General features: G+C 49.8%; 24 protein-coding genes. 7 read left to right on the forward strand and 17 right to left on the reverse strand.

Going from position 1 to position 24,027, the window contains the following annotated elements:
• Positions 1–4: 4 nt before the first annotated feature.
• Entirely contained in the window at positions 5–1,684 is a 1,680-nt protein-coding gene (ctaD, locus tag AQULUS_RS10380; RefSeq protein ID WP_148340075.1) for a cytochrome c oxidase subunit I, read from the reverse strand.
• 14 nt (positions 1,685–1,698) lie between these two features.
• Complete coding sequence (gene coxB, locus AQULUS_RS10385) at positions 1,699–3,462, reverse strand: cytochrome c oxidase subunit II (protein WP_197737315.1); 1,764 nt, start codon at positions 3,460–3,462, stop codon at positions 1,699–1,701.
• A 96-nt stretch (positions 3,463–3,558) separates the two neighbouring features.
• Between coxB and AQULUS_RS10390 the strand changes: the two genes are divergently transcribed.
• Entirely contained in the window at positions 3,559–4,509 is a 951-nt protein-coding gene (locus AQULUS_RS10390; RefSeq protein ID WP_148340076.1) for a S49 family peptidase, read from the forward strand.
• A gap of 208 nt (positions 4,510–4,717) precedes the next feature.
• Here the strand turns inward: AQULUS_RS10390 and AQULUS_RS10395 are convergent, their stop codons facing one another.
• From AQULUS_RS10395 to bioA, 10 genes are all read right to left on the reverse strand, one after another.
• Positions 4,718–6,022, reverse strand: a complete 1,305-nt coding sequence (locus tag AQULUS_RS10395) for a GIN domain-containing protein (protein WP_172622828.1) — start codon at positions 6,020–6,022, stop codon at positions 4,718–4,720.
• 239 nt (positions 6,023–6,261) lie between these two features.
• The gene (locus tag AQULUS_RS10400; protein WP_148340078.1) at positions 6,262–7,860 is read right to left on the reverse strand and encodes a tetratricopeptide repeat protein; all 1,599 of its coding nucleotides are present in this window, start codon (positions 7,858–7,860) and stop codon (positions 6,262–6,264) included.
• 155 nt (positions 7,861–8,015) lie between these two features.
• On the reverse strand, positions 8,016–8,552 hold the full coding sequence (locus AQULUS_RS10405) for a hypothetical protein (protein WP_148340079.1): 537 nt from the start codon (positions 8,550–8,552) through the stop codon (positions 8,016–8,018).
• Positions 8,549–9,646, reverse strand: coding sequence for a hypothetical protein (locus AQULUS_RS10410; RefSeq protein WP_148340080.1), 1,098 nt, complete (start codon positions 9,644–9,646; stop codon positions 8,549–8,551). Before AQULUS_RS10410 ends, AQULUS_RS10405 begins: the two co-directional genes overlap by 4 nt.
• A gap of 89 nt (positions 9,647–9,735) precedes the next feature.
• Positions 9,736–10,830 (reverse strand): FUSC family protein, encoded by a 1,095-nt coding sequence (locus AQULUS_RS10415; protein ID WP_172622829.1) that lies wholly within the window; start codon positions 10,828–10,830, stop codon positions 9,736–9,738.
• A 52-nt stretch (positions 10,831–10,882) separates the two neighbouring features.
• Complete coding sequence (locus AQULUS_RS10420; protein WP_172622830.1) at positions 10,883–11,938, reverse strand: aromatic acid exporter family protein; 1,056 nt, start codon at positions 11,936–11,938, stop codon at positions 10,883–10,885.
• Between the two features lie 247 nt (positions 11,939–12,185).
• A complete protein-coding gene (locus AQULUS_RS10425) occupies positions 12,186–12,878 on the reverse strand; it encodes a cytochrome c1 (protein ID WP_197737316.1) in 693 nt (230 codons plus the stop codon).
• Complete coding sequence (locus AQULUS_RS10430; RefSeq protein WP_232051881.1) at positions 12,875–14,110, reverse strand: cytochrome b; 1,236 nt, start codon at positions 14,108–14,110, stop codon at positions 12,875–12,877. Before AQULUS_RS10430 ends, AQULUS_RS10425 begins: the two co-directional genes overlap by 4 nt.
• A gap of 26 nt (positions 14,111–14,136) precedes the next feature.
• Positions 14,137–14,742, reverse strand: coding sequence for a ubiquinol-cytochrome c reductase iron-sulfur subunit (gene petA / locus AQULUS_RS10435; protein WP_148340082.1), 606 nt, complete (start codon positions 14,740–14,742; stop codon positions 14,137–14,139).
• A 282-nt stretch (positions 14,743–15,024) separates the two neighbouring features.
• Positions 15,025–16,329 (reverse strand): adenosylmethionine--8-amino-7-oxononanoate transaminase, encoded by a 1,305-nt coding sequence (gene bioA, locus AQULUS_RS10440; RefSeq protein ID WP_408608952.1) that lies wholly within the window; start codon positions 16,327–16,329, stop codon positions 15,025–15,027.
• A 106-nt stretch (positions 16,330–16,435) separates the two neighbouring features.
• Here bioA and bioB point away from each other — a divergent pair, with 106 nt between their 5' ends.
• From bioB to bioD, 5 genes are read left to right on the forward strand one after another with little or no spacing between them, the layout of a single operon-like run.
• Positions 16,436–17,392 (forward strand): biotin synthase BioB, encoded by a 957-nt coding sequence (gene bioB, locus AQULUS_RS10445; protein WP_148340084.1) that lies wholly within the window; start codon positions 16,436–16,438, stop codon positions 17,390–17,392.
• Positions 17,361–18,569 (forward strand): aminotransferase class I/II-fold pyridoxal phosphate-dependent enzyme, encoded by a 1,209-nt coding sequence (locus AQULUS_RS10450; RefSeq protein ID WP_148340085.1) that lies wholly within the window; start codon positions 17,361–17,363, stop codon positions 18,567–18,569. Before bioB ends, AQULUS_RS10450 begins: the two co-directional genes overlap by 32 nt.
• The gene (locus AQULUS_RS10455; protein WP_148340086.1) at positions 18,544–19,299 is read left to right on the forward strand and encodes an alpha/beta fold hydrolase; all 756 of its coding nucleotides are present in this window, start codon (positions 18,544–18,546) and stop codon (positions 19,297–19,299) included. Before AQULUS_RS10450 ends, AQULUS_RS10455 begins: the two co-directional genes overlap by 26 nt.
• A gap of 1 nt (position 19,300) precedes the next feature.
• The gene (locus AQULUS_RS10460) at positions 19,301–20,041 is read left to right on the forward strand and encodes a methyltransferase domain-containing protein (protein ID WP_172622831.1); all 741 of its coding nucleotides are present in this window, start codon (positions 19,301–19,303) and stop codon (positions 20,039–20,041) included.
• Complete coding sequence (bioD, locus tag AQULUS_RS10465; RefSeq protein ID WP_172622832.1) at positions 20,032–20,718, forward strand: dethiobiotin synthase; 687 nt, start codon at positions 20,032–20,034, stop codon at positions 20,716–20,718. The genes AQULUS_RS10460 and bioD overlap by 10 nt, the downstream gene beginning before the upstream one ends.
• Positions 20,719–20,739: 21 nt before the next feature.
• Here bioD and AQULUS_RS10470 read toward each other — a convergent pair whose 3' ends face one another.
• Genes AQULUS_RS10470 through AQULUS_RS10490 form a run of 5 tightly spaced genes read right to left on the reverse strand, consistent with a single transcriptional unit; the run spans position 20,740 to position 23,024 of the window.
• Positions 20,740–21,726, reverse strand: a complete 987-nt coding sequence (locus tag AQULUS_RS10470) for a biotin--[acetyl-CoA-carboxylase] ligase (RefSeq protein WP_172622833.1) — start codon at positions 21,724–21,726, stop codon at positions 20,740–20,742.
• A complete protein-coding gene (gene tatC, locus AQULUS_RS10475) occupies positions 21,710–22,447 on the reverse strand; it encodes a twin-arginine translocase subunit TatC (RefSeq protein WP_232051882.1) in 738 nt (245 codons plus the stop codon). Before tatC ends, AQULUS_RS10470 begins: the two co-directional genes overlap by 17 nt.
• A complete protein-coding gene (locus tag AQULUS_RS10480) occupies positions 22,437–22,637 on the reverse strand; it encodes a twin-arginine translocase TatA/TatE family subunit (protein ID WP_148340091.1) in 201 nt (66 codons plus the stop codon). The genes tatC and AQULUS_RS10480 overlap by 11 nt, the downstream gene beginning before the upstream one ends.
• Positions 22,634–22,801 carry a twin-arginine translocase TatA/TatE family subunit gene (locus AQULUS_RS10485; protein WP_148340092.1) on the reverse strand — a complete coding sequence of 56 codons (168 nt, stop codon included), beginning with the start codon at positions 22,799–22,801 and terminating at the stop codon, positions 22,634–22,636. The genes AQULUS_RS10480 and AQULUS_RS10485 overlap by 4 nt, the downstream gene beginning before the upstream one ends.
• A gap of 10 nt (positions 22,802–22,811) precedes the next feature.
• Positions 22,812–23,024, reverse strand: coding sequence for a twin transmembrane helix small protein (locus AQULUS_RS10490; RefSeq protein WP_148340093.1), 213 nt, complete (start codon positions 23,022–23,024; stop codon positions 22,812–22,814).
• A 105-nt stretch (positions 23,025–23,129) separates the two neighbouring features.
• Here AQULUS_RS10490 and AQULUS_RS10495 point away from each other — a divergent pair, with 105 nt between their 5' ends.
• Positions 23,130–23,858, forward strand: a complete 729-nt coding sequence (locus AQULUS_RS10495; RefSeq protein ID WP_172622834.1) for an SURF1 family protein — start codon at positions 23,130–23,132, stop codon at positions 23,856–23,858.
• Positions 23,859–24,027: the final 169 nt, after the last annotated feature.

Below are 24,027 nucleotides of genomic sequence, written 5' to 3' on the forward strand. Positions count from 1 at the left end.
AAACTTACCTCACATATTTCTCTTCGACTTCATGAGAAACATCGCTGATTAATGGCGGAGTGGAAAAACTATGATAGGGAGGTGGTGAATCCAGCGTCCATTCCAACCCATGGGACCCTTCCCAAACCCTGCCGTCAGCTCTCTCACCCTTGCCGAACATGGTGGTGAGGATATTATAGAGAAAAATCAACTGTGCAAATCCGAGCAGAAACGCGCCAATCGTGCATACCATGTTAAATTCAGTAAACTGCGGTGCATAGTCTGCAATACGTCTGGGCATGCCGGCGAGACCCAGGAAATGCATAGGGAAAAAGGTCAGATTGACGCCAATGACCGTCAACCAGAAATGCCATTTGCCCAGGCTTTCATTGTAATAACGCCCGCACCATTTAGGCAGCCAGTAATAAACAGCGCAAAAGATGGATAAAAGCGCGCCTGCAACCAAAACATAATGGAAATGCGCAACTACAAAATAAGTATCCTGGTATTGATAATCTGCGGGCACAATCGCAAGCATCAATCCGGAAAAGCCGCCTATCGTGAAAAGAATGACAAATGCGATTGCAAACAACATGGGAGTCTCAAAAGACAGGGATCCACGCCACATTGTGCCAACCCAGTTGAACACCTTGATGCCGGTAGGCACGGCAATCAACATGGTGACATACATGAAGTAAAGCTGCGTTCCCACTGCCATACCAGCCGTGAACATATGATGTCCCCAGACTATATAGGACAGGAAGGCGATCGCAGCCACTGCGCCAACCATGAATTCGTACCCGAACAGTCTTTTGCGGGAGAAAGTCGGGATGACTTCAGAAATAATACCGAATGCCGGCAGAATCATGATATAGACTTCAGGATGACCGAAGAACCAGAACAAATGCTGGTACATCACAGGATCGCCGCCGCCAGCAGCATTAAAGAAGCTGGTTCCGAAATGCCGGTCAAATAAAATCATGGTGACCACGCCCGCCAATACAGGCATCGCTCCTATCAACAGAAATGCCGTGATAAACCAGGTCCAGACAAACAAGGGCACCTTCATCCAGGTCATACCCGGAGCACGCAGGTTGATGATGGTGGCAATAATATTAATTGCGCCAAGCACGGATGAAATCCCCATCATGTGGATACCCACAATCAGGTAATCCGTACTGGGCGGCCCGTAAGTGGAAGACAATGGCGCATACAAAGTCCAGCCAAAGTTAGGACCACCGCCCGCCATGAATAATGAAGCAATCAGTAGTGAAAACGCGAAGGGTAGAATCCAGAAACTCCAGTTATTCAATCTGGGAAGCGCCATGTCCGGAGCGCCTATCATCATGGGAACCATCCAGTTCGCGAGTCCGACAAACGCGGGCATGATAACGCCAAACACCATCACCAGACCGTGCACAGTCACCAGAATATTATAAAAGTTCGGGTCAAAGAACCGTGCACCCGGTTCGAATAACTGGAGGCGGATCAGGAGCGCCATACCACCGCCGACGAACAGCATCAGCAGGCTGAATAATAAATAAAGCGTGCCTATATCCTTGTGATTGGTTGTAAACAACCAGCCTGAAATCCAGGGACGAATACCATTTTTCAAGGAATGGTGCGGCGGGGGCAGGTGTCCAATATGACCATGATGATGGCCGTCATCATGGCCGTGTGCGTGATGATGTTCTTCTTGGGTCATGATTTCGCTCCCTATTATTTATTGTTTTGGCCTTGTTGCCGCGCAGCCTTGATCTGGTCTGGCGTCACCAGTGTGCCGGTATTATTGTCCCATGCGTTTCGCTCATAGGTAATAACATCAGCAAGGTCTTGATCGTTAAGTTGATCTTTGAATGCCACCATAGCGGTACCCTGCTTGCCATTCAAGACACGGTCAATATGACCATCTACAGGACCGGTGGCAATCGCACCGCCTTTTAGTGCAGGAAATGTTGGCGGAATACCCGCACCATTTTGCTGGTGGCAAGCGACACAAGTGCTTAGATAAACTTTTTCACCGCGAACCATCGCCGCCTTCAGATCATCTGCTGAAGAAGCAGCCGGTGTAGTGCCAGCCGGAGCCGCAGCCGGTGTAGTGCCAGCCGGAGCCGCAGTTGGCGTAGTGCCAGCCGGAGCCGCAGCCGGTGTAGTGCCAGCCGGAGCCGCAGTTGGCGTGGTGCCAGCCGGAGCCGCAGTTGGCGTGGTGCCAGCCGGAGCCGCAGTTGGCGTGGTGCCAGCCGGAGCCGCAGTTGGCGCGGCACCTGCTGGAGCTACCGTTGGTGTGGTAGACGGAGTTGTCGGTGGCGTGGCAGGCACCGCCGCTGCACCCGCTGCCGACGGTTTGACAGCCAATGCTTCATCCATGCTCTTGCCATCACGCAGCGCCTTGATTTGCACAGGCTGCACCAAGGAACCGGTATTATTCCCGAACGCGTTGCGTTCGTAAGTAATGACTGCCGCCAGATCAACATCAGAAAGCTGGTTCTTGAATGCCTGCATGGCGGTGCCTGACTTGCCATTCACGACAATATTCACGTGATCGGCGACCGGGCCTGTGGCAATCTTGCTGCCCTTGAGAGCAGGGAAAGTCGGCGGCATACCTACGCCGCCAGGTTGATGACAGGCTGCGCAAATACCATTATAGACGCTCTCGCCTTTATCCATTAATTCCTTCATAGTCCACTCACGAGCAATATCCGCTTCGCCGCTGGTGGCCTGACCCTTCTGTTGAGCTACCCAGTTCTTGTAACCTTCCTCGCTTAGTGCCACGACAACAATAGGCATAAAAGCGTGGTTAATCCCGCAAAGCTCAGCACACTGACCACGGTAGACACCTGGCTTGTCTATTACTGCCCAAGCTTCATTGATGATGCCGCCTATCGCATCACGTTTGACTGCAAGGTCCGGAACCCACCAGGCATGATTCACATCATTGGAAGTAATCAGGAAGCGTATCTTTTTGTGGACAGGCACAACCAACGGATGGTCAACTTCGCGCAAGTAATACTCTGACTTGGGCGCCTTGTTTTGCATCTGATCATATGGTGTAGCTAGATTACTAAAGAATTTGACGCCATCCTCTATATATTCATAATGCCACTTCCACTGATATCCTGTGATTTTGATAGTCACGTCTTCCTGATCATAATTATTCATATTCATCAATACCTTGGTGGCAGGGATTGCCATCAGGACAAGAATAATGACAGGTATGATGGTCCAGGTGATTTCCAGCCAGGTATGACTATGAAAGTTTGCCGGTTTCGCGCCCCTGGATTTACGATGATAAATCATGGAATAAAACATTACGCCAAACACCACAAGACCAATTGCTACGCAAATCCAGAAAATGGTCATGTGTAATTGATACACATCCCGGCTGATGGGTGAAACGCCCTGGGTCAGATTCAAAGTTGTATCGGCACAAGCCGCGCCACTTGCGACCAGTAAAGTAAACAAGGTAGATTGTATGCTTCGCACGCTATCTCCTTCCGTGAGTGTTACGGTTAATAATTATTTAAAAGTAAGGTTCATTGAATTGGCGAATTATAGCTACACTTTTACACGAATAAAACCATGGGAATGAAAAATATGCCTGAAACGAACAATAATGAAGCCGCCTCTATCCTGGTGTCAGAAATGCTGAAAGAAAAACGAGCAGAACGCCGCTGGAAAAATATTCGCTTTTTGTTCTGGTTCGCGCTCTCAGCCTATTCCATTATCGGGATTTTCAGCTATTTCGGCAGCCCTGCCGTCCCTGTCACACCCACGGCGAATAAATATGTTGCACTGGTCCGAATGGACGGAATGATCTCACCAGACAGTGAAATTTCTGCTGAACAAATTGTACCCATTCTGCATGACGCCTTTAAGGATAAAAACTCTAGCGGCGTTGTCATTGATATCAATTCCCCAGGCGGCACTCCCGTGCAAGCTTCAATTATCCATGACGCCATCCTGGCCTATAAGAAAAAATACCACAAGAAAGTCATTATCGTTGGCGAAGACCTTTTAACATCCGGGGCATATTTCATATCAGTCTCTGCGGACAGGATTTATGTCAACCCGAATACCATCACGGGTTCCATCGGAGTCATCATGAAAGGGTTCGGCTTTGTGGACGCAATGAAAAAAATCGGTGTTGAGCGTCGCGTATACACAGCCGGCATCGCCAAAGACCGGCTGGATCCCTTTCTGCCTCAAAACCCCGAGGACTTGAAAAAAATCCATACTGTCATGAGTGAAGTTCATCAAAATTTTGTCAAGGCAGTCGTGGATGGCCGCAAGGGCAAGCTGAAAGCAGATCCGGAAACATTGTTTAACGGGGACTTCTGGTCTGGTCAATCCGCCGTAAATCTCGGACTGGTTGACGGACTGGGCAATCTCATGGATGTCATGAATCTGGAATTCAAAACGACTGAATATAAAGAGTTTGGCGGATCTTCAAATTTCTTTCGCATGCTGGCAGGACAGCTAAACAGCGCGTTTGATTCTCTGTTTTTTGTTCGCACATCTCTTTCCGCATAACCAGCGTGATCCATGTGGATTATCCGGTGTCAAAAACCAAAAACCGGATAATCCATCCGCGGCTGCACGCACAAACCAATCAAGAGAATTTACCTCTGCCCGGAAATCATGGCCTGAGATTGAGAAACACTCCAATACCATTCAGGAGCATGCTTATGCGGTCACCCCCTCGACCGGGATGACCGTATTATTTGATATTTCGTGAAAATTAACCCGCGCCTTTCAGATAACGCTTTTGCTTCCATCTGGAATAAGGAAACCCTGACATGCGCTCACCTTTATAATTTTCGCCTTTATATGTTCCACGCACCACGCCGACAGGCCTGACCATAGGAACAATTGGGCACATGGAGCCCTTCGCAGACCAGACTGGTATCACCGTGCCATTTCCGCTTACAAACTGGGACATAATATTCGGTGAACCAAAGAAATAAACACTGCTGTTTTCCGTTGCGGCAGCGAAAATCTTGTTCCCGGCAGCGATATTGATATGCGCATTTTGATGGGCACGCACAAACGCCGTGTCTGCGCACAGGTTACGAGCCAAGACACAAGACGATTTGAAAGCATCTATATAGATATTTTTCCCTACGCCAGCCAGACCAATCCGCGCCTTGTCGTGAGCATAGGCATACATTTCGGTGCTATTCAATCTATAGGCATAGACCTGGGTAAAATCTTTCGCCTTGACTTCCCGCAGGTTAACAATTCCATAAATGCCGACTTTGCCCCTGCCGTCAGCATAGATTTTAAGGTTGTTACTGTTGGCACCTATAATGTTCACGTCTGTTCGGCCGTGATGCATGATTGATCGGACACCAACATTCCCGCTGACATTGGTCACACCCGTGCCGGCAGTTTTGATATCGAGCTCGGGCGTGTTTGCGCCAAACACACTGACACAGCCCGCACCCAGATTGACTAATGACCGCAGATTCATATTACCAGCCAGATAGACATTTCCGCTGCCCATGGAGGTAACTGTCAGATTGTCACTGCGCAGCTGAATCCCCTCAACTGTTCCCCTGCCAAGCTGGGTCAAGCTTTGCAGCCGGTTGACGCCAATCCGAACAATGACGTTACGCATGTTGCCAGTCACCTTTCTTGCCTGGTCAACGCAAAGCGTATTGCCTCGAACCTCAATGATCGTCCCTCGAACCGCCTCATTCGGGCCGTACACATAAACGCTGTTGCTGCCATAAGTACCAAATATCTGGACCTGAAAATCCCCGTTGACCTTGATATTGCTGAAATCCGGCACCCGCACACTCATGGTGCTGACCGCCGCTGAATAGGGGTATTGACTGATTGTCACTTCCTTGGCATTGGGATCACCTGTTAAAAACCAGTGGTCAGCGCCGCGTGTCCATTTGTTCGGGTTCGTATCGACTTCTCTCATCCAGGTTTCATGGCTCATGTCGGCGTTGATCATGGGATTGCGGTTGTTATAAGAACATCCCGCCAGAGTGAGAAAAGTAAGAATTGCCAAACCTATCGATAAATATCGTTTCATGACAGTCCTCTTGCCATTATCCATTTGAAAAATCTATCACACACGACTTAAGAGTGCTAGGGTGACAAGCCAAGAAATGCCAATTCACATTTAATTCTCTCCATTTACCCTCCCCTCAGCCAATCATAAGAAGCTGAGGGACGGCGCGCGGCCGTCGATTTCAGGCGGTCTTGTTCCATAGAGTTCGGCGGAACGCCCCGCAGGTCTCGCCCGCCGCAAGCACAGGCAGGAAGAATGCCTTATTCCTTTTTCAATAGATACAAGTGCCCCTGGATCGCCGCCTGGTTTTGAGTGCGCAGCGGAATAACCTTGTAATCCAGAATGGCCAGGTGATGCTGCCCGATCAGCCTGTCCAGATAAGCCTTGCTGTGGGCAAATCGCCCTGATTCCGTCATGCTGAAGCTTTCATTCAGGTTCACTTCCGCGTTGAATGCAAACAAACCGCCATTGCGCAGCACGGGGTAAACTGCGGAAAACAACTCTTCCAAATTGCCAAAATACACCAGTACATCCCCTGCGAGCACCAGATCGAATGTGTCCGCGCATTCGTCCAGAAATGAAAGAATATCCAAATGAACCAATTGGTCGTAACACTGTTTTCTGGCCGCTTCCGCCAACATCTTGTCTGACAGATCCACGCCCTTCAGCGAACGCGCCGCAGACCTGAACAATGCGCCGCACAACCCGGTTCCGCATCCAAGATCAAGCACATCCCATTTGACCTTGGACAAATCATAATAAACCCCCACCCTGTCACGCATGAATTCAGGGACCTGATAATGCAGCGTTTGAGTAATATGCGCATCGTAGTGATCCGCATAGGAATCGAAAAGAGATTGAATATATTCAGCCGGCGAGGCAGATATCTGCCTGTCTTGCGACAAGACGCTGATAATATGGCGTATTGACGCATTCTCAGGATGCATACGCAATGCCTCGCGAAATTGCTGCAACGCCCGGTCTTTCTTTTTCAATGCCAGAAAAGCGACCGCCAGATTATTGCGAGCCTCATAAAAATCAGGGTTTTCCTGGATACAACGCGAGTAATATTCAACCGCATCCCGCATGCGGCCCAACTGCACACTGATTACACCCAGGTTATACAGGATCTGGATATCGTCCGGAATGATTTCCAGCGCTTTCAAATAATGCGTTCCGGCTTTTTGCAGCCATCCCAGCTTTAAAAAACAAGTTGCCAGATTCGACTGTGTTTCAAAATGATAAGGGTATTCCTGTTCAATAAGTAGAAATTGATCGGCAGCAGCCTGGTATTCATTTTGCTTCATTAGCAAACACGCCAGCTGAAACCGCCCCCCGGCATGCGCAGGCGAGATTTCCAGCAAGGCCCGATAAGCACTCAAGGCTTCATCGTAGCGTCCGGCTTTTCCCAGCGCGAGTCCAAGATTATAGTAAGCATCCACGAAATCCGTCTGCAGATCAATTGCGGTTTTGAAAGCATCGATCGCGTCATTCCACTTTCCCAGCGCGAAATAAACCGTACCTAAATTATTAAAACCAGCGGCGAATCGAGGATATAACCTGATTAAATCATGCAGGACCCTGATGGCATGATCATATTCGCCCTTGGCCTTGCAGATATTGGCCAGATGCAGATAAAGCGCACGGTCAGCGGGATCTATGGCCAGCGCTTTTTCCAGGTAACGCTGCGCATCATCCCATTCACCCTGCTCAGCACACACCAGCGCATACAAATGCAAAACAGACGCGTCATGCGGATGATCCTCCAGCCATGAGAAATAGCCGGCCTTTGCCTCATCTAGACGGCCTGCCTTGTGCAATTCTTGTATTTCCGCAAGTGTCAGTTTTGCTTTTTTCATAATCTTTATCCACCTGATATCCAGGCCCCGCGAAAAGGGGAACCGACCCGCGATTTTACGATGAATTCAGAACAGGCAGGCATATTGATTATTCTTGCAGCCGCGCTTTGTTTCAGGCTGCCGCAAGGTCTTACGCAGCAGTCCGTCTTTCCGGTTTAATCGCACTCCCGTTTCACGAATTCCAGCGACCCATTGACCACCTTGCCTTGCACAAGCGAGTCTCCGGTCACCTGGACCACCCCCGCCTTGCCGTCAAACAATACTGAGCCCGTGATGACCGAGCTGCATTGGACTTGCAGGTAGGGATTCTTCTGAGTCGATGTCACCGTCATCAAGCCGTTCACTTTTGTATGACTTAAAATCACGCTGTCTGATTCCACCGCGACGCCTTTTTGAAATTCGACATGATCAGCGTTCAGCGAACCGGTAATATTCACTGAACCCGAAATCTGCGAATCTCTAAGATCAACCGAACCTTCTATCAAAAGCGCCCTGGCAGAAATATTTTCTGCCTGCAAGGCGCCGGTGACCTTGATGTCGCCTGTAACAGTTGTCTGTTTCAAAACAGTAGGACCATAACACACCACGGAGGGAATGGTTTCCTTTCCATAATTACAAACACCAAACCCTGTATAAGCCTGGGCTGAAGACGCGACTAACAGCAACCCCGCGCACAGCAGTAATTCTCTCATGATATCGTCTCCTGCTTCACTACATGCCTCATGACTACAGCCAGTTGCGCAATTAACAATGCTGTTAGTATGTATTGTCCATAATTTGCAATAAATGAAATCATGAATACAGTAGTATATCCTTTATTATAACAAGAAAGCCCAAATCCGTAGAACACACCAAAAGCAAAGAGCCGCGGCCATTGCGTAACATGATAAACACAAAGACCTTTCCAGAACCCTTTCCTGCGCAGCCGGATAAGCAAACGGCTAAACTCAAGCCCTTCAACAATCAGGAGAAACACCAGGGCACACCACCACAGACCGACGATGCTCCACTCTGGGTACGCCAGCGAAGACACCATTGCGAGACCGGTTATGCTCAATGCGCCGTGAATCAGTGAATTTACATTTGGCCAGCCCGCCGCGAGATGGCGAGCATGCGCGGCCAGGCTATGCCAAACCAGGGAGACCAGCCCGGCAAAAAAGAAAACGAATCCGCAGCCGATTATAAGCTGATACGCCCAGGCAGAAACGTCATCCCGAAATAATTCAGTCATTAATAACACCATTGCCTGGGTGCTTACTGCCGCCAAAAATATCATTCCGTCCGTATGCAAATGAAACCGCTTTCGCAGGCATAAAAACAGCCATCGCATAAAGATAATCAGATAAATTCCATACCAGACCGCGGATAAAAGACTGAGAAATACTATAAAGCCATGCAATGTCTGTTCAACCCTGTCAAACATCAGCGCCATCAGTATCGTGCCCGCCACCCAATATCCTGTGGAGAGCCGGTCAGCCTGATGCGCCACCAGTTTCTCCCCGCTTAGAAATATCTGCAGCAAACTAACCGATATATAAATCCAGATAATGAACAATTCCAGCGCCGCCAGCATCAGAACAGGCTGAGAAAGCCGAAACGAGGGCAGGCAGACTAATGCATATGTGTTGAGGGCCAGCACGGCGCTTCCGGTGGCGATACTGAAGCGGATGCGGTGAAAATAGCGCACATAGATAAAATGAGAAAGAAACAGCAAGAGAATGAAGGCAATGACAATAAATAAAGATCCCGCGAAAAACTTACTTTCCAGGTCAGCCGGCAGCATCATGACACCTCGTTATTACTTTAATTTAGCTCGTCTTGGCGGCGAAATGCAAAAAATTGTTATAGAATTCACGCGCCATGGCGCCGCATTATTCATTTTTCAACGCGCGGCATGATCCGATCCGGCGCCGGCAACGCCATCGCCAGCTGCAGCAATAGTTCGCGCAAATCTCTTACATCACGCACCAGGGAAGCTGCGGCCAAATGACCGGGAGAAATTTCCAGCAATTCAAGATTGAAGGCTGCCGAACGCTGCAGTGCCTTTTCCAGATCAGCCACATCCCCCGAAAAATCCGCAGAGGATACGGCTATTTTGTGGTGAAGAAAATACGCGATCAAGACATCGATTAATTCATCATTTTTCCGCATGACTTCCCTGACGGATTCCGAAAAACTGGAAACAAGACCCCCGTCCACGCCGCGGCGAACTATAAACTCCAGGGAAAACAACACCTCTGTAATTCTTTCCAGCTGGATCAGAAAAAAACGGAACCCGGATCTCAACCCGCGATTAAATCCCACTTCATAAACCCACTCGGGATAAATTCCATGGCTGATCTGCAAAGCGCGCTCAACGTCCAGCTTTTGCCTGGCAAGCTGGGCTTCATCACTATCCGCGTCCAACAGACAGTGTGTCAATGCCCGCGCATAAGCCTTGATAGAACACAAAATCGGCACTATTCCCTCGCCGAACTCCCTATCCAGCTTCGCAGGAAGCACCAAGACCACAGACCAAATCCCAATAATCGCACCTATCAATGCATCAACAGCCCGGTTCTGGACATTCTCATCCGGTCTTCCCGGAGACAAAACGGCAATCATCAATACGAATGAAAAAAGCAGGATGACATAAAGATTTTTATTGCTCATGGGTCGATTGAGGTAAACCCAGTATCCGCTGCCCGCAAGCAGCAATGCCATGACAAAATACACGATCAGAGGCTGATGCACGTAAGCCGTCAGGGCGGCGGCAAACAGTATGGCGACCTCCAGGATAGTCAAAAAAATATACCCCTGTCGCACAGGCGTGCCCATCGTCGCCTGGGATACCAGCAAAGCAGACAATACCACCCAATATTCACCGCTAAAAGAAAAATACCGGTTCACAACCCATGCGAGAAATACCGAAAATCCCACGCTTAACGCATGACGAAAAGGGTATGATCTTACTTTCAGGTTCACCGTCATGTGGGTCTCATCCGCCGTATTACCGCATATACATGGCAACTTCCTCTGTTTATCATGAGTAATGCTCGGTCGAGGGCCATTTAATGGAAAATAAAACTTCCATTGTTTTTCCAAAAGCTTGCAGACTATCCATGAAAAAAAGAAAAGGCAGCGGCTCCCGTGACGCCACCTGCAAGACATTATAATAGTTGCTTTCCAGACGGCCGATGCCACGGCTCAGCATGTCCATGCCGGGATAATATTTTTTATTGGCAAAGTGCGCCGCCACGCCCGCGATGGATTTTTCGATTTCCTGGCTGATTTCACTCAACTCACGGGAGCAGAGTGACAACGTGGTAAAATCTGACACGCGCCGTCGTAACTGTGAATAATCCAGCATGTTGTCATAAAGCAAATCCAGCGTTTGCAGAATATTCTGGTAAATAATGACGGCGCCCTGACTGGATCGGCTTTCCACAAGGCCGGTGATGTCACGTAAACGATTGATGGATTGCATGTAGCGGTTTTTAGCATTATGTATGCGCCGCTCATACAGATAAATATTGTCTGAATATTCCGCATCCAGAAAGCAGGAAAAAATTTCCCTGTTCAACCGCTCCAGACTGCGCAGCGTGATGATGACATAAGATCGTAACTCGTCGCGAATGAAATAAGGATAAAAAATAATTTGAAAAACCAGCGCGACTGCCATGCCCGCGCTAATGAAAAACAGCCGCGCTGCGTTATCGGCAAATGACGCTGGCATTGCCGAAGCCAGGACGGCGAACAAATTAACAATAAATGCCTGAAGAAAATACTCGGCATGCTGCTGGCTGATGTAAACACAGACTGCCGTAACAATCAGAATATAAAGGCCGGGCAAGAGCGGCAAATCACGGATACATCCCGCACCAAAAACCACGAAAGCTGCCGCCAGTCCAGTGATGATAATATTAATCAGACGCTGCCTGAACGAATCCCCCTGCGTCACCAGGCTGCACAACAAAACCGCCCAAACCAGCCAGTAACCTTCCTGGTGACAAAATAACCGCCAAAGCACGCAAGCCGCAAAAGCAACCAGCACAAGGTATATGAACCGTCTGATTGTTGATGTGAATATCGAATCCATATCTATGCCAGGACATTCCTTGTATAGAAAGAACACCTCTCCTGCGTCCTGCGACACATGAGAACGTTTTCACATGCATCCAGGAACCCGTTTTAAAACTTCGTCTCGCAGACTGGTTTGGCCGCCAAGACGAGTCCGGATTCAGAACTGAATTCCAGCATATCATTAAATGAAAAAGCCGTCGTCAGGAACTCATGCCAAAGGTTCTTGACGACGGCGGAAATCTACAGGCAATCAGGGCTGAAACTTATTCCTGATTTTTCTCAACATCCTTCCAGTATTCCTTCTTGAGCAAATACATGAGGACAAACAACACTACCAGAAAGCCCAGCACCCAGAATCCGATTCTTTCCTGTTCCGCTCGGAAAGGCTCAGCCGCATAGGCAAGGAAGTTTACAAGATCATTCACCGCCTGCTCAAATTCTTCAGGCTTCATGGAGCCTTGCTTGACTGGTTTGACCAGATCATACCATTGAACTTCGTGCAACAAATCGTAAACCGGCTTTTCAACCAGTACCTGCTCGCCTTGATAGGGAGCAAGAATGGCCGGCATTGCTGTGCCAGGGAATATCAGATTGTTAACGCCTGAAGGCGTTGATGGATCCTTATAGAAACTTTGCAGGTAAGTGTAGATCCAGTCAACTCCGCGCGCATCCGCTTCGAGCGACAAATCTGGCGGGGTCACCCCATTGATACTGATAGGTTTGTTATCAGTTGGAATCCCAGCCTCTTTGGCCACCTTGTCATAACGCAGATAGGTGAGAGTATGACAACTGCTGCAATTGCCCGCAAAGAATTTGGCACCGCGCTTGATAGATGCCATATCATTCACGTTGACAGGAGCGCTGGATAGCTGCAGCCCTTCGAAATTGGATCCTTCCGCCCAGAGGGATGCGGATCCGAGAACTAATAAAATGGTAAGTATATGACGCTTCATCATCCAGTGACCCGTTCCGGTAAATGTTTAGTTTTTTCTCTTGAGGAATAAAATGGCATTAGCAGGAAAAAGCCAAAATAACCGACTGTGAACACACGTGCCATTAAGGTGCGCAAGGGAGATACGCCTTCATGCCCCAGATAACCCAGACCAATGAAACATACGACAAACACCATGATGGCAATTTTGGAATACGTGCCCTTATAGCGTATAGAGCGGACTCGGCTGCGATCCAGCCAGGGCAGCACGAACATGATGGCGATACCTGCCGCCATGGTCATCAACCCGAACAATTTGTTGGGAATCGCGCGCAACATGGCGTAGAAAGGAGTCATATACCATACTGGTGCGATTTCCGGCGGCGTCACCATCGGATTGGCAGGTATGAAATTATCCGGTTCTATGAATAACCCACCCATCTTGGGAGTAAAAAAGACCACCAGGGAAAAGATAAACAGAAACACGACCACACCCACCAGGTCTTTCACTGTGTAATAGGGATGGAATGGAATGCCGTCTAACGGAATGCCTTCCTTGTTTTTCTTATCCTTGATCTCAATTCCATCAGGATTATTGGAACCAACATGATGCAGCGCGACGAGATGGACAAAAATCAGGACCGCGAGCAGCAAGGGAATGGCAATCACGTGCAGCGAGAAGAAACGATGCAGAGACACACCTGTGACACTGAAACCGCCTCGCAGCCAGGTAAGAATGAGATCGCCTATGTAAGGGATGGCGCTGGCGAAAGAAGTGATCACGGCCGCACCCCAATAAGACATTTGCCCCCAAGGAAGCACATATCCCGTGAAAGCTTCTATCAGCAGGCAGAAATAGATGACCATCCCAATCAGCCAGACCAGTTCACGCGGCTTTTTGTATGACCCGTAAATCAGCCCCCTGTACATATGCAAATAAACCACGGTGAAGAAAGCTGATGCGCCGGTCGTATGCATAAACCGCAGCAGCCAGCCGTAGCGCACTTCCCGCATGATATGCTGGACTGAAGAGAAAGAACCCTCTGCTGTGGGTGTATATTCCATTACCAGCCAGATCCCCGAAAGAATCTGCATGACAAAAACCAATAATGAAAATGATCCGAAGAAGTACCAGAAATTGAAATTACGAGGCGCGTAATATTCGCTTAAATGTTTTTTCCAAAAATCAGTCCATGGATAGCGTTTGTCGACCCACTCCATAAAACTGCTTTTTTTATTCAAATCTTTATCAGTCATTATCTTACCTCAACTCCTTCCGTGCGTTAACTTATGGAAATGGCCCCCTGGACCCCGTCTTGGTCTTCGCCAATCATGATCTCGGTGTCGCTGACGTACATGTGGCGAGGAATCTTGAGGTTGAGAGGAGCAGGTACATTTTGGTACACCCGGCCAGACAAATCATACTTGGAGCCATGGCAAGGGCAATAAAAACCACCCAGCCAATCAGGTGATACACTGGCCACATCAGGACGATAAGTTGGCACACAACCCAAGTGAGTACATATTCCAATGGATATAAAGTACTGAGGCTTAATGGAACGGTTGGTATTTTTACAATAGGCTGGCTGCTGGTCTTGTTCGCTCAGAGGATCACGCAGTTTGTCAGTCAGCTTGTCCAGACTGTTTAACATTTCATCATCCCGATAGATGACCCATATCGGCATGCCGCGCCAGGGAACAGTTAACTGTTCTCTCGGCTTGAGCGAACTGATATCGATTTTCATTGGGGCAGCGGCGGCTTCGGTATCCGCACTGGGCATCCAGTAAGAAAAAAATGGAACCGATGCTGCAGCGAGGCCTATGCCGCCCACCGCAGTCGTGGCTGCGCGTAAAAAGCAGCGCCGGTTTTTATCTATTACATCCTTCACGCTTATGTCCTTACTCGACTTTTATTGTTTTAGGATTAAGTTAAAGCTCGTAAGTTTAATCATTCAAAAATAAGATAGCTAGAGTTTTCAGATAAAAAACCCCGCTGCGTCTTGATTTTGAATTGCAAAATCCGCTTTTTTGGGAATACTCCCGCCAACACCCTCATAATGGGGGAAGATTTATACAGATTTGCACGCTGAATTTCAATCTTTTTCCGGAGCATGACTGAATGAGAGAGAACCATTGACGCATATTTATTGAACACGCTCGAAAGCCCCCGCTCACCTCACTGATTGTATGGCTTCAATGGTTTTCTCTTTCAGGCTGGTCAAAGTCTCCGCATCGATATTCAGCGGCGGAAGCCAATAAATCGTATTGCCCAGCGGTCGCAGCAAGACACCCAGTTTGAGCGCATGCTGATATACTTCAAACCCATAGCGCCTATCCGGGTTCGCGCATATCAGATCAGCGGCGGCGATTGCGCCAAGACCGCGCACATTCCGCAGGCATCCGGTCTGCTCAGCCACTTCCTGCATGTTCACTCTCAAGACTGCGCCCATTTCTTCCGCTCGCGCGCAAATTCCTTCCTCCGCCATGACATCCAGCACTTCCAGCGCAACACTAGCCGCAAGAGCGTTCCCGGAAAAAGTGTGTGAATGCAAAAAGGATTTGCCGGCTTGAAAATCGTCATAGAACAAATCGTAAATTCCCTCGCGGGTCAGCACGGCACTCATCGGCAGCCAGCCGGATGTCAAGCCCTTGGACAAACAAATAAAATCCGGAGCGATTCCGGCGTGCTCACACGCAAGCATTTTTCCTGTTCGCCCCAGCCCCGTCATGATCTCATCAGCAATCAAATGAATGCCGTGCCGACCCGTAAAAGCACGCAGCCGCGCCAGAAAATCCCTGCTGTAAATTTTCATACCGCCCGCCCCCTGGACAATCGGCTCCACGATGACCGCGGTGACGGTGTCGGCCAAAGCTTCAAGCCCGCGTTCAATGCGTTGCCAGCCGTCTTCACAATTTTCCCATAACGGATCTGCGCTGCCAGAGACATAGGGAAGCGGTGAAATAAAATCCGCCTCAAACAGCATGGCAGCATAGGGTGCGCGATACAAACCCACATCACTGACGCTTAACGCGCCCAATGTTTCGCCATGATAGCCGTTCTCCAGGGCGACAAACCGGGTTCGCTTCGCCTCTCCCGTTATACGTCGTGAATGCAGGCTCATTTTCAGCGCGACTTCTATTGCGCTTGAACCGTCACCCGCATAAAAAACCTTGTTCAAGCCGGGCGCGAGAGCCGTCAATTTCTCTGAAAGACTGACCAGGGTCTCGTTGGTGGTGTTGGCGAATATGACATGCTCGAATTTCTCCGCCTGCCTTGCAAGCGCACGCCTAAGACGAGGATGACCGTGCCCCAGCGACTTGCACCACCAGCTTGAAATCGCATCAATCACCCGCCGTCCGCACGCGAGCTCAATCCAGGCCTGATGCGCGCCGGCCACCTCAAGCGGTTTCAAAATTTCATAGTCTTTCATCTGCGAGCAAGGATGCCAGATGTGGCGCATATCACGATCCAGCAGCGAACCCAATCCATTCATTTTGTAAACCTTTATTATTTTACTGGTTGACTGTGCGCGCACCCTAACATATATTTCTGCGCCTAACAACAACACGGACAACACTGACATGACTCAGTCACAACCATTCTGGGACATCAGCCAGGTATTGCAGTTCTTTGAAATGCCATTCATTGAACTGCTCCACAAGGCTTCGTCGGCGCACTTGCAATTTCACCCTGCGGACGAAATGGAATTGTGCTCCCTGCTCAGCGTCAAGACGGGCGCATGCCCGGAAGATTGCGCATACTGTCCGCAAAGCGGGCATTACCCGACCGGCATCGCAAAGGAAAACCTGCTGCCGCTTTCCTTTGTCGTCGCAAGCGCCAAAGCGGCCAAGGCCAGAGGAGCCAAACGCTATTGCATGGGAGCAGCCTGGCGCAATCCTCCAAGAAAAGATTTTCCAAAAATCATTGAAATGATAAAGGCGGTAAAGGAAATCGGCCTGGAAACCTGCGTCACCCTGGGCATGCTTAATGATGAGCAGGCTTGCGAACTGAAAGCGGCGGGACTGGATTTCTATAATCATAATCTGGATTCCTCACCGGAATATTATGAAAAAATCATCCACACTCGCACTTATTCAGACCGCCTCGAAACCTTGAGCCGGGTACGCGCGAACGGGATACAAGTCTGCTGCGGCGGCATCATTGGAATGGGCGAAACCCGGCGTGACCGCGCCGAACTGCTGGTCCAACTGGCCAATTTACCAGCCCCTCCCAAAAGCATTCCCATCAACCGGCTTATTCCCGTGAAGGGAACGCCGCTCGCGCACGCCGAAATTATCGACAATATCGAATTCATACGCACCATCGCGGCCGCGAGAATCATGATGCCGGAATCCATCATTCGATTATCCGCCGGCCGGGAAACCATGTCAGAAGAAATGCAAACCTTATGCTTTTGCGCGGGCGCCAACTCAATCTGGCTGGGCGAAAAATTGTTGACGGCAAAAAACTCCGAACCTTCCCGCGACCAGGCGCTGCTTCAAAAACTTGGATTCAAGACACAACACCAACATGACTGATATTTTTCATGGATTACAACATGCGCTGACAGCGAATGAATCGAATCATTTGCGGCGCACCCGCCATGTCATTGAAAAACGCGATGATAATCTGGTCTTCATAACCGGCAAGACTCTCATCAATTTCTGCAGCAATGATTATCTCAGCCTGTCATCGCACCCCGACGTCAAATCCGCCTTGAAACGAGGCGCACTCTCACATGGACTGGGGAGCACGGCGTCTCCGCTAGTTTCAGGGTATACCGATTCACACCGGCAGCTGGAAGAAGAATACGCCGCTTTTTTACGGCGCGACCGCGCGCTGCTTTTCAATTCGGGATATCACGCCAATATCGGCGTAATCACCGCTCTTGCGAAGCGCCGCAGCCATATCATCGCGGACAAACACTGTCACGCTTCATTGCACGACGCGGCGTTGCTGTCACGGGCAAAATACTGCCGTTTTCGTCACAATGATTTGCAGCACGCGCGCGCTTTATTGCAGCGGCACAGCGGCAAGCATATCGTGATCGCCACCGAGAGCGTCTTCAGCATGCAAGGTGATCTTGCTCCGCTGGCGCGCCTTGCCGCAATCGCGTCAGCACATGACGCTTTGCTTGTGGTCGATGACGCGCACGGAGCCGGAATACTGGGAGAAACAGGCGCGGGCGCGTGCGAACACTTTCATCTGTCCCAATCTGACATTCCCTGCATGGTGACGCCGCTGGGAAAAGCCATGGGAAGCACTGGCGCCATCGTTTCAGGAAACGAACAAGTCATTGAAACCATTTTGCAGTTTGCGCGCTCATACCGTTACAGCACCGCCTTGCCGCCGGCTTTTTGCGATGCCGCCCGCGCGGCGCTCGAAATCGTGAAGAATGAAACCTGGCGGCGCAACAGATTGCAAAAACTCTGTGAATTTTTCCTCCTGGAGTCAAAACAACGTGAACTGCCGCTGAGCTCAACCGATCCGACGCCCGTCAAATCTTTTTTGATCGGTTCCAGCCAGTCAGCCAGAATGTTCCAGCTTCGGTTAATGGAGCATGATTTACTGACAGCCTGCATAAGACCGCCCACTGTTCCGGCAAATGCCGCCTGCATCCGCATTACGCTTAATTGCACGCATGATGAGTCGCAAATCCTTCATCTACTTGATCAACTGAAGAATCTATATGAGCAGACGCAATCAAGATCTTAAGCATGAAAAAACTCTGGTTTTCCTGCCAGGATGGGGATTCCGCGCATCCATTTGGCTGCATGCCGCGAAACAGCTGACGGAATATCCATTCATCGTGACAGATTTACCCGCAACAGACCTTCCGCCACTCACACATCGGCGCGCCTTAACAGACATCGTCTCCCGCATTGACCAGCAGATTCCGGATCACTCGATTTTGGTAGCCTGGTCAATGAGCGGAATCATGGCAGCCAGCTTATGCCGTCTCTATCCTGGCAAATACGCGAAACTCATTCTGGTCGCCAGCACGCCCCGCTTCAGCGCCGGCCGGGACTGGCCCGGGATTTCTCAAGACAGTCTGTCACGCTTTCAATCCGATGCAAAATCCGACCTGGCTTCCACGCTGCGAAGATTCCACCGCATGGTCGGCACACACGGACCTCACCCCGAAATCAAAAAAATCATGCAGCCTCACTGCATACGCTCCTCTGACAAACAAATACTCCTGTATTATCTCAAGATGCTCGCCATGTCCGATGCGCGCGCCGCACTGCATCATTGCTCCATTCCTGTCCTGCACCTCTTTGGCAGTCACGATCCGCTGATTTCACGGACATGCGCGGACAAGATCAGAATCGAATATCCGCACCATGACACCGCGATGATTACTGGCGCAGGACATGCGCCGTTTATTAGTCATACCAGCGACTTCAACCGTCATCTCCGTCTTTTTCTCAAACGGGAGCATTGAAATGGATCATAATAAATTCGTATCACGCCTCTTCAATCGCGCCGCTGATCAATACGATGACCATTGCCGCCTGCAAATCCGGACAGGCAATCAATTGATCTCCATGATCAAATCCCGGCGCCCCCAAGCTGACCATATCATGGATTTAGGCTGCGGCACGGGCATCGTCACACAACAGCTGGCATCAGAATACCCGTGCAAGACACTGCACGCGATTGACCATGCGACCGCGCTGCTTGACAAGGCGCGTACAAGACTGCCATGCGCGCAAGTATACCCTGCGGACTTTGATCATCTTTTTGATATCCCGGCGTCATTTGACATCCTGTTTTCAAATCTGGCCCTGCATTGGAGCAACAGCCTCGCAACGACATTGAGCCAGCTGCGCCGTCTCCTGAATAATCAGGGATACCTGGCTTTTTCCATTCCTCTTTCCGGCAGCCTGACAGAGCTTCAAAACCAATATGCGGTAAACGATTTCAGCCCCTTGCCGGCAATAATGGATACACTGCAGCAATGCGGCTACCATCTCACGGATTTCCGCGCGGACAACATTGTTTATCCATTCAGCTCAACGATCGAGGCACTGCGCTCCATCAAGCAGACAGGGGCAAATTACGCCTTTAAACGCCGGCACGCGGCATTGCGAGGAAAATCCTACCTGAACAGCACTGATTTGCGCGCCTTGACCTACCGCATAGGATGCTTTGTCGCCGCGAAAGAACTGCCCGCATGCAAGTGACGCTATTTATCGCCGGCACGGACACGGAAGCCGGAAAAACCTATGTCAGCTGCGGTCTGCTCCAGGCATTCAACAAAATGGGCTGGTCTACCCTTGGCATCAAGCCTGTCGCCTCGGGCTGCGCACGGTCAGGCGGCAGACTGAACAATCCGGACACCCGGCAGCTACAGCAAGCCTCATCACTGCAACTCCCACACGAAGCCGTCACACCTTTTGCGTTTGAACCCCCTGTCTCTCCCAATATAGCCGCCATGCTGGATGGGCGCGCGCTCACCGTGACGCAAATTAACCGGAAATTAAGAAATACGCTTGCCTGTCCTGCAGCCGCGCGCATCATTGAAGGCTGCGGCGGCTGGCATACGCCTTTGAATGACCGCGAAACCATGGCGGATTTTGTGATGGCGAACCGTTTTCCGGTACTTCTGGTCGTGGGCATTCGCCTGGGCTGCCTCAATCACAGCCTTCTCACGGTACGCAGCATGTTGCAAGAACAGGCGAATGTAGTGGGCTGGATAGCAAATTGTGTCACGCCTGAAATGCTTCGCCACAAAGAAAATATTGCCTATTTACAGCGCTGCCTGCCAGTCCCCTGCGCCGGCGTCATCGGTCATGGCGCCCGACCTGAAGATGCGATTGACCTGGGAACAATATTGAACCGGTTGCGCCGGACAGAATGAATGCTCGCGCGGATTTCGCGCTCACTTCTTCACGACCGAGGTGTCGCCTGACGAAAACGCGCGCGCGACACCGTTTTTCATTTGCAGAAGGAGATGACCTTGTTCATTGATCCCTGTGACCTTCCCTTCTATGCTCTCATTAACGTTCCTGACCAGGATCATTCTGTCCCTGAGATAATCCGCATGCCGCCATTCCTCCAGAAACGGCAGCAACCCTTCATTGCCAAAACGCCGCAAATAATCCAGAAGGTTGTCGATCAGTTTCGCGCACAAGTCATTTCTATCCACATAGGCGCCAATGATCTTGCGCAAAGATGTCCAGGATTGAGATATTCGGCCGTCCTCATCATCCTGCATGTTGACATTGATGCCTATCCCGATGACCGCCTGGCAGGCGCCATGCGTTTCCGCCTGGATTTCAATCAGGCTGCCAGAGAGTTTTTTATGTTCATAAATAATATCATTGGGCCACTTCACAAAGAGATGGTCTTTGATTCCAAGGTTTTTCAAAGTCTTGATCACGGCGAGGCTCATGACCAGGCTCAATCCCGACAATTCGCTGATATCCTTCTGAAACGGATAAAGGCAGGACAGATAAATATTTTTGCCAAAGGGTGAGAACCATTCGCGGTTCATTCTGCCCTTGCCGTGAACCTGCCGCTCTGCCAGGCAGATTTTTATCGATCGGCTTTTTTTGAATGTCTTAAGGTATTCGTTGGTTGAATCCACGCTTTCAAAAAGCATGAATTCAATTTTTGCACGGGAAATGTTCTTTTTGATCTTATTGATGTCCAGCAGCGCCAGCGGTTCGAGCAGCGCATAACCTCTGCCCTTGGCTGATTCGATTTTCACTCCGAAATTTTCCAGCTTTTTTATCGCTTTCCAGACGGCGCTGCGAGTCATCTTCAACTGCTCGCCCATGCTCGTGCCGTCGTGATATTCACCATCGCTCAGAATATGAACCAGTCTGACCAGGTTGGCATTGAGTTTATTATTTTTCTTGTTCATGCTGTTTTTTCTCCACCAAACGCGCGAATAACACCCCACTTTCATATAGCAACCAGATGGGAACTGCAAGCATGGTTTGGGAAAGCACATCCGGCGGGGCCAGCAGCATGCCGATAATGAACGCCCCCACGATAGCGTACGAACGCATTTTGACAAAGCGCGCGCGTGTCACCATGCCGGCTGAAACCAGCAGCACCATCACAATGGGAATTTCAAACAAACAGCCAAACATCAACAACAGCTTGCTTGTGAAATCCAAGTATTCGCCGATATCCGGACTCAACATTACCCCCTGCGGGGCGACGCCGGCCAAAAAATGAAATAACGCAGGAAAAATCACAAAATAGGCAAATGCCATGCCGCAGTAAAACAATATTGCGCTCGTAAAAAGAAACGGCCAGAGCAGCCGGCGCTCATGACCATATAAGGCAGGCGCGACAAAAGCCCAGGTCTGATACAAAAAGAAGGGCATGGCCATCACCATGGCGGCCAGAAAAGCCAGCTTGAACGGCACAAAAAACGGCGAGACAATTTGCGTGGCGATCAAATGACCCTGAGGCAAAAACTTCAGTAAAGGCAGCGCCAGCCACGAATAAAGATTATTTGCAAAATACAATAAAACAGAAAAAATAAAAAAAAGAAAAATCAGGGAATAAATCAGTCTTGAACGCAGTTCCACCAGAAAGTGTACAGCATGGGTTGAACTGCTATTACTGTTCACGCTTCCTCTCATCCAGCTGATCAACTGAATCAATGAAACCATTCACTTCATTTTTTACCCTTGAAAACATGCGCCGGATGGATTGAGCAAACCTGCCCAGCGTATGCGCCACCTCGGGAAGCTGTTCCGGCTTGATGACCAGCAGCGCGATCAGCAGAATGACGATGATTTCACTGATACTGAAATTCACTGTTTGTTTCCTTCCTTTTCATCCTGGTCTTCCTGTAATCCCTTGCGAAAACTGCGAATGGCGACAGCAAGATCATTACCCACATCACGCAAGCGCTGGGTGCCAAAAACCATCATGAGTATCAAAAAGATGAGTATCAGTGAACCAAAATTACGAAATCCCATAAAAACCTCCTCAGGATATTTGATGGGGCACGAGCCATCCCATCGCATAAGCAAAAATCAGGATTACAAAGAGCAGCAGAGACAACCCGATGCGCCATGTGAGCGCTTTCACTATCCGCTCGGAATTCTCGCGGTCGCGCATCAAAAAATATAACGCGCTGCCCAGGGAGAAAAAGATAAATCCCAAAAGAATGATCACAATCGCTTTGATAATTATTGTCATCGCACTTACAATCCTGAAACCTGCCGTTCTTGTTTGCGCCTCCGCTGTGCAGGAGGCAGACTCGGCGCATAGTATATTCAGATATGACCAGGAATGCACCATATAATGCCAATCAAACTCAGGAACTGGAAGCTCGCCCTGCTCGCGCTGGTATTCATTTGTGTATTTACCAGCCTGGGAATATGGCAGGTATCCCGAGCCCATCAAAAGAAAATTCTATTAAAATCATTTGCTCTGCGCACCGAGTATCCGCCCCTTCTGGCGGCTGATATCAGCAAGCCGGGCGACTGGCGATTTTACCGGGTTAAACTGGAAGGAAGATTCGACAATACACATACCTTATTGCTAGACAACAAGATATATGAGAATAAAATCGGATATGAAGTTTACACACCCTTTATCGCAAAAGGGCTCGCGCTGCCTATTCTGGTAGACCGCGGATTCATCCCTATCGGTAAAAGCCGCAGTGAACTGCCGGCAGTCCGCCCCGTCACAGGAGAAGTCACTATCCTGGGCATGTTGAACCTGCCGCCGACATACGTTGCTTTTGGCGGCATGACTGACTCGCCCTCCATCCGCTGGCCTCTGCGCGTTGAATACCTCAATTTCTCCGAACTCGCCATCATTCTGGCAAGCCCCGTTTACCCTTATCTGCTGACCCTCTCTCCTTCTGACCCCGGCGCGTTCGATATTAAATGGCAAGTCGTCGTGATGGGACCTGAGCGGCACATGGGTTACGCTGTGCAATGGTTTGCTTTAGCACTCACCTTATTGATATTATCTGTCGCTCTAAATCGTCCGCCTAAACGCAGGAACGATGAGAAGGTTCAATAACGGGTATCAGACAATGCATGCGTTGCCTCAACCGGGCACTGATCCGGGATTTCATATGCTTTTGCGCTCCGCGTTCTGATGCGTCTTATTGAACGTCTCTTGATGATAAACAACGAACTCTCGGACCATGGATATCCGGCGGCGTGTTCGGAAACTGCATCCAGGGAAT

Source organism: Aquicella siphonis (assembly GCF_902459485.1).
In the GTDB taxonomy this organism is placed as follows: Bacteria; Pseudomonadota; Gammaproteobacteria; order DSM-16500; family DSM-16500; genus Aquicella; species Aquicella siphonis.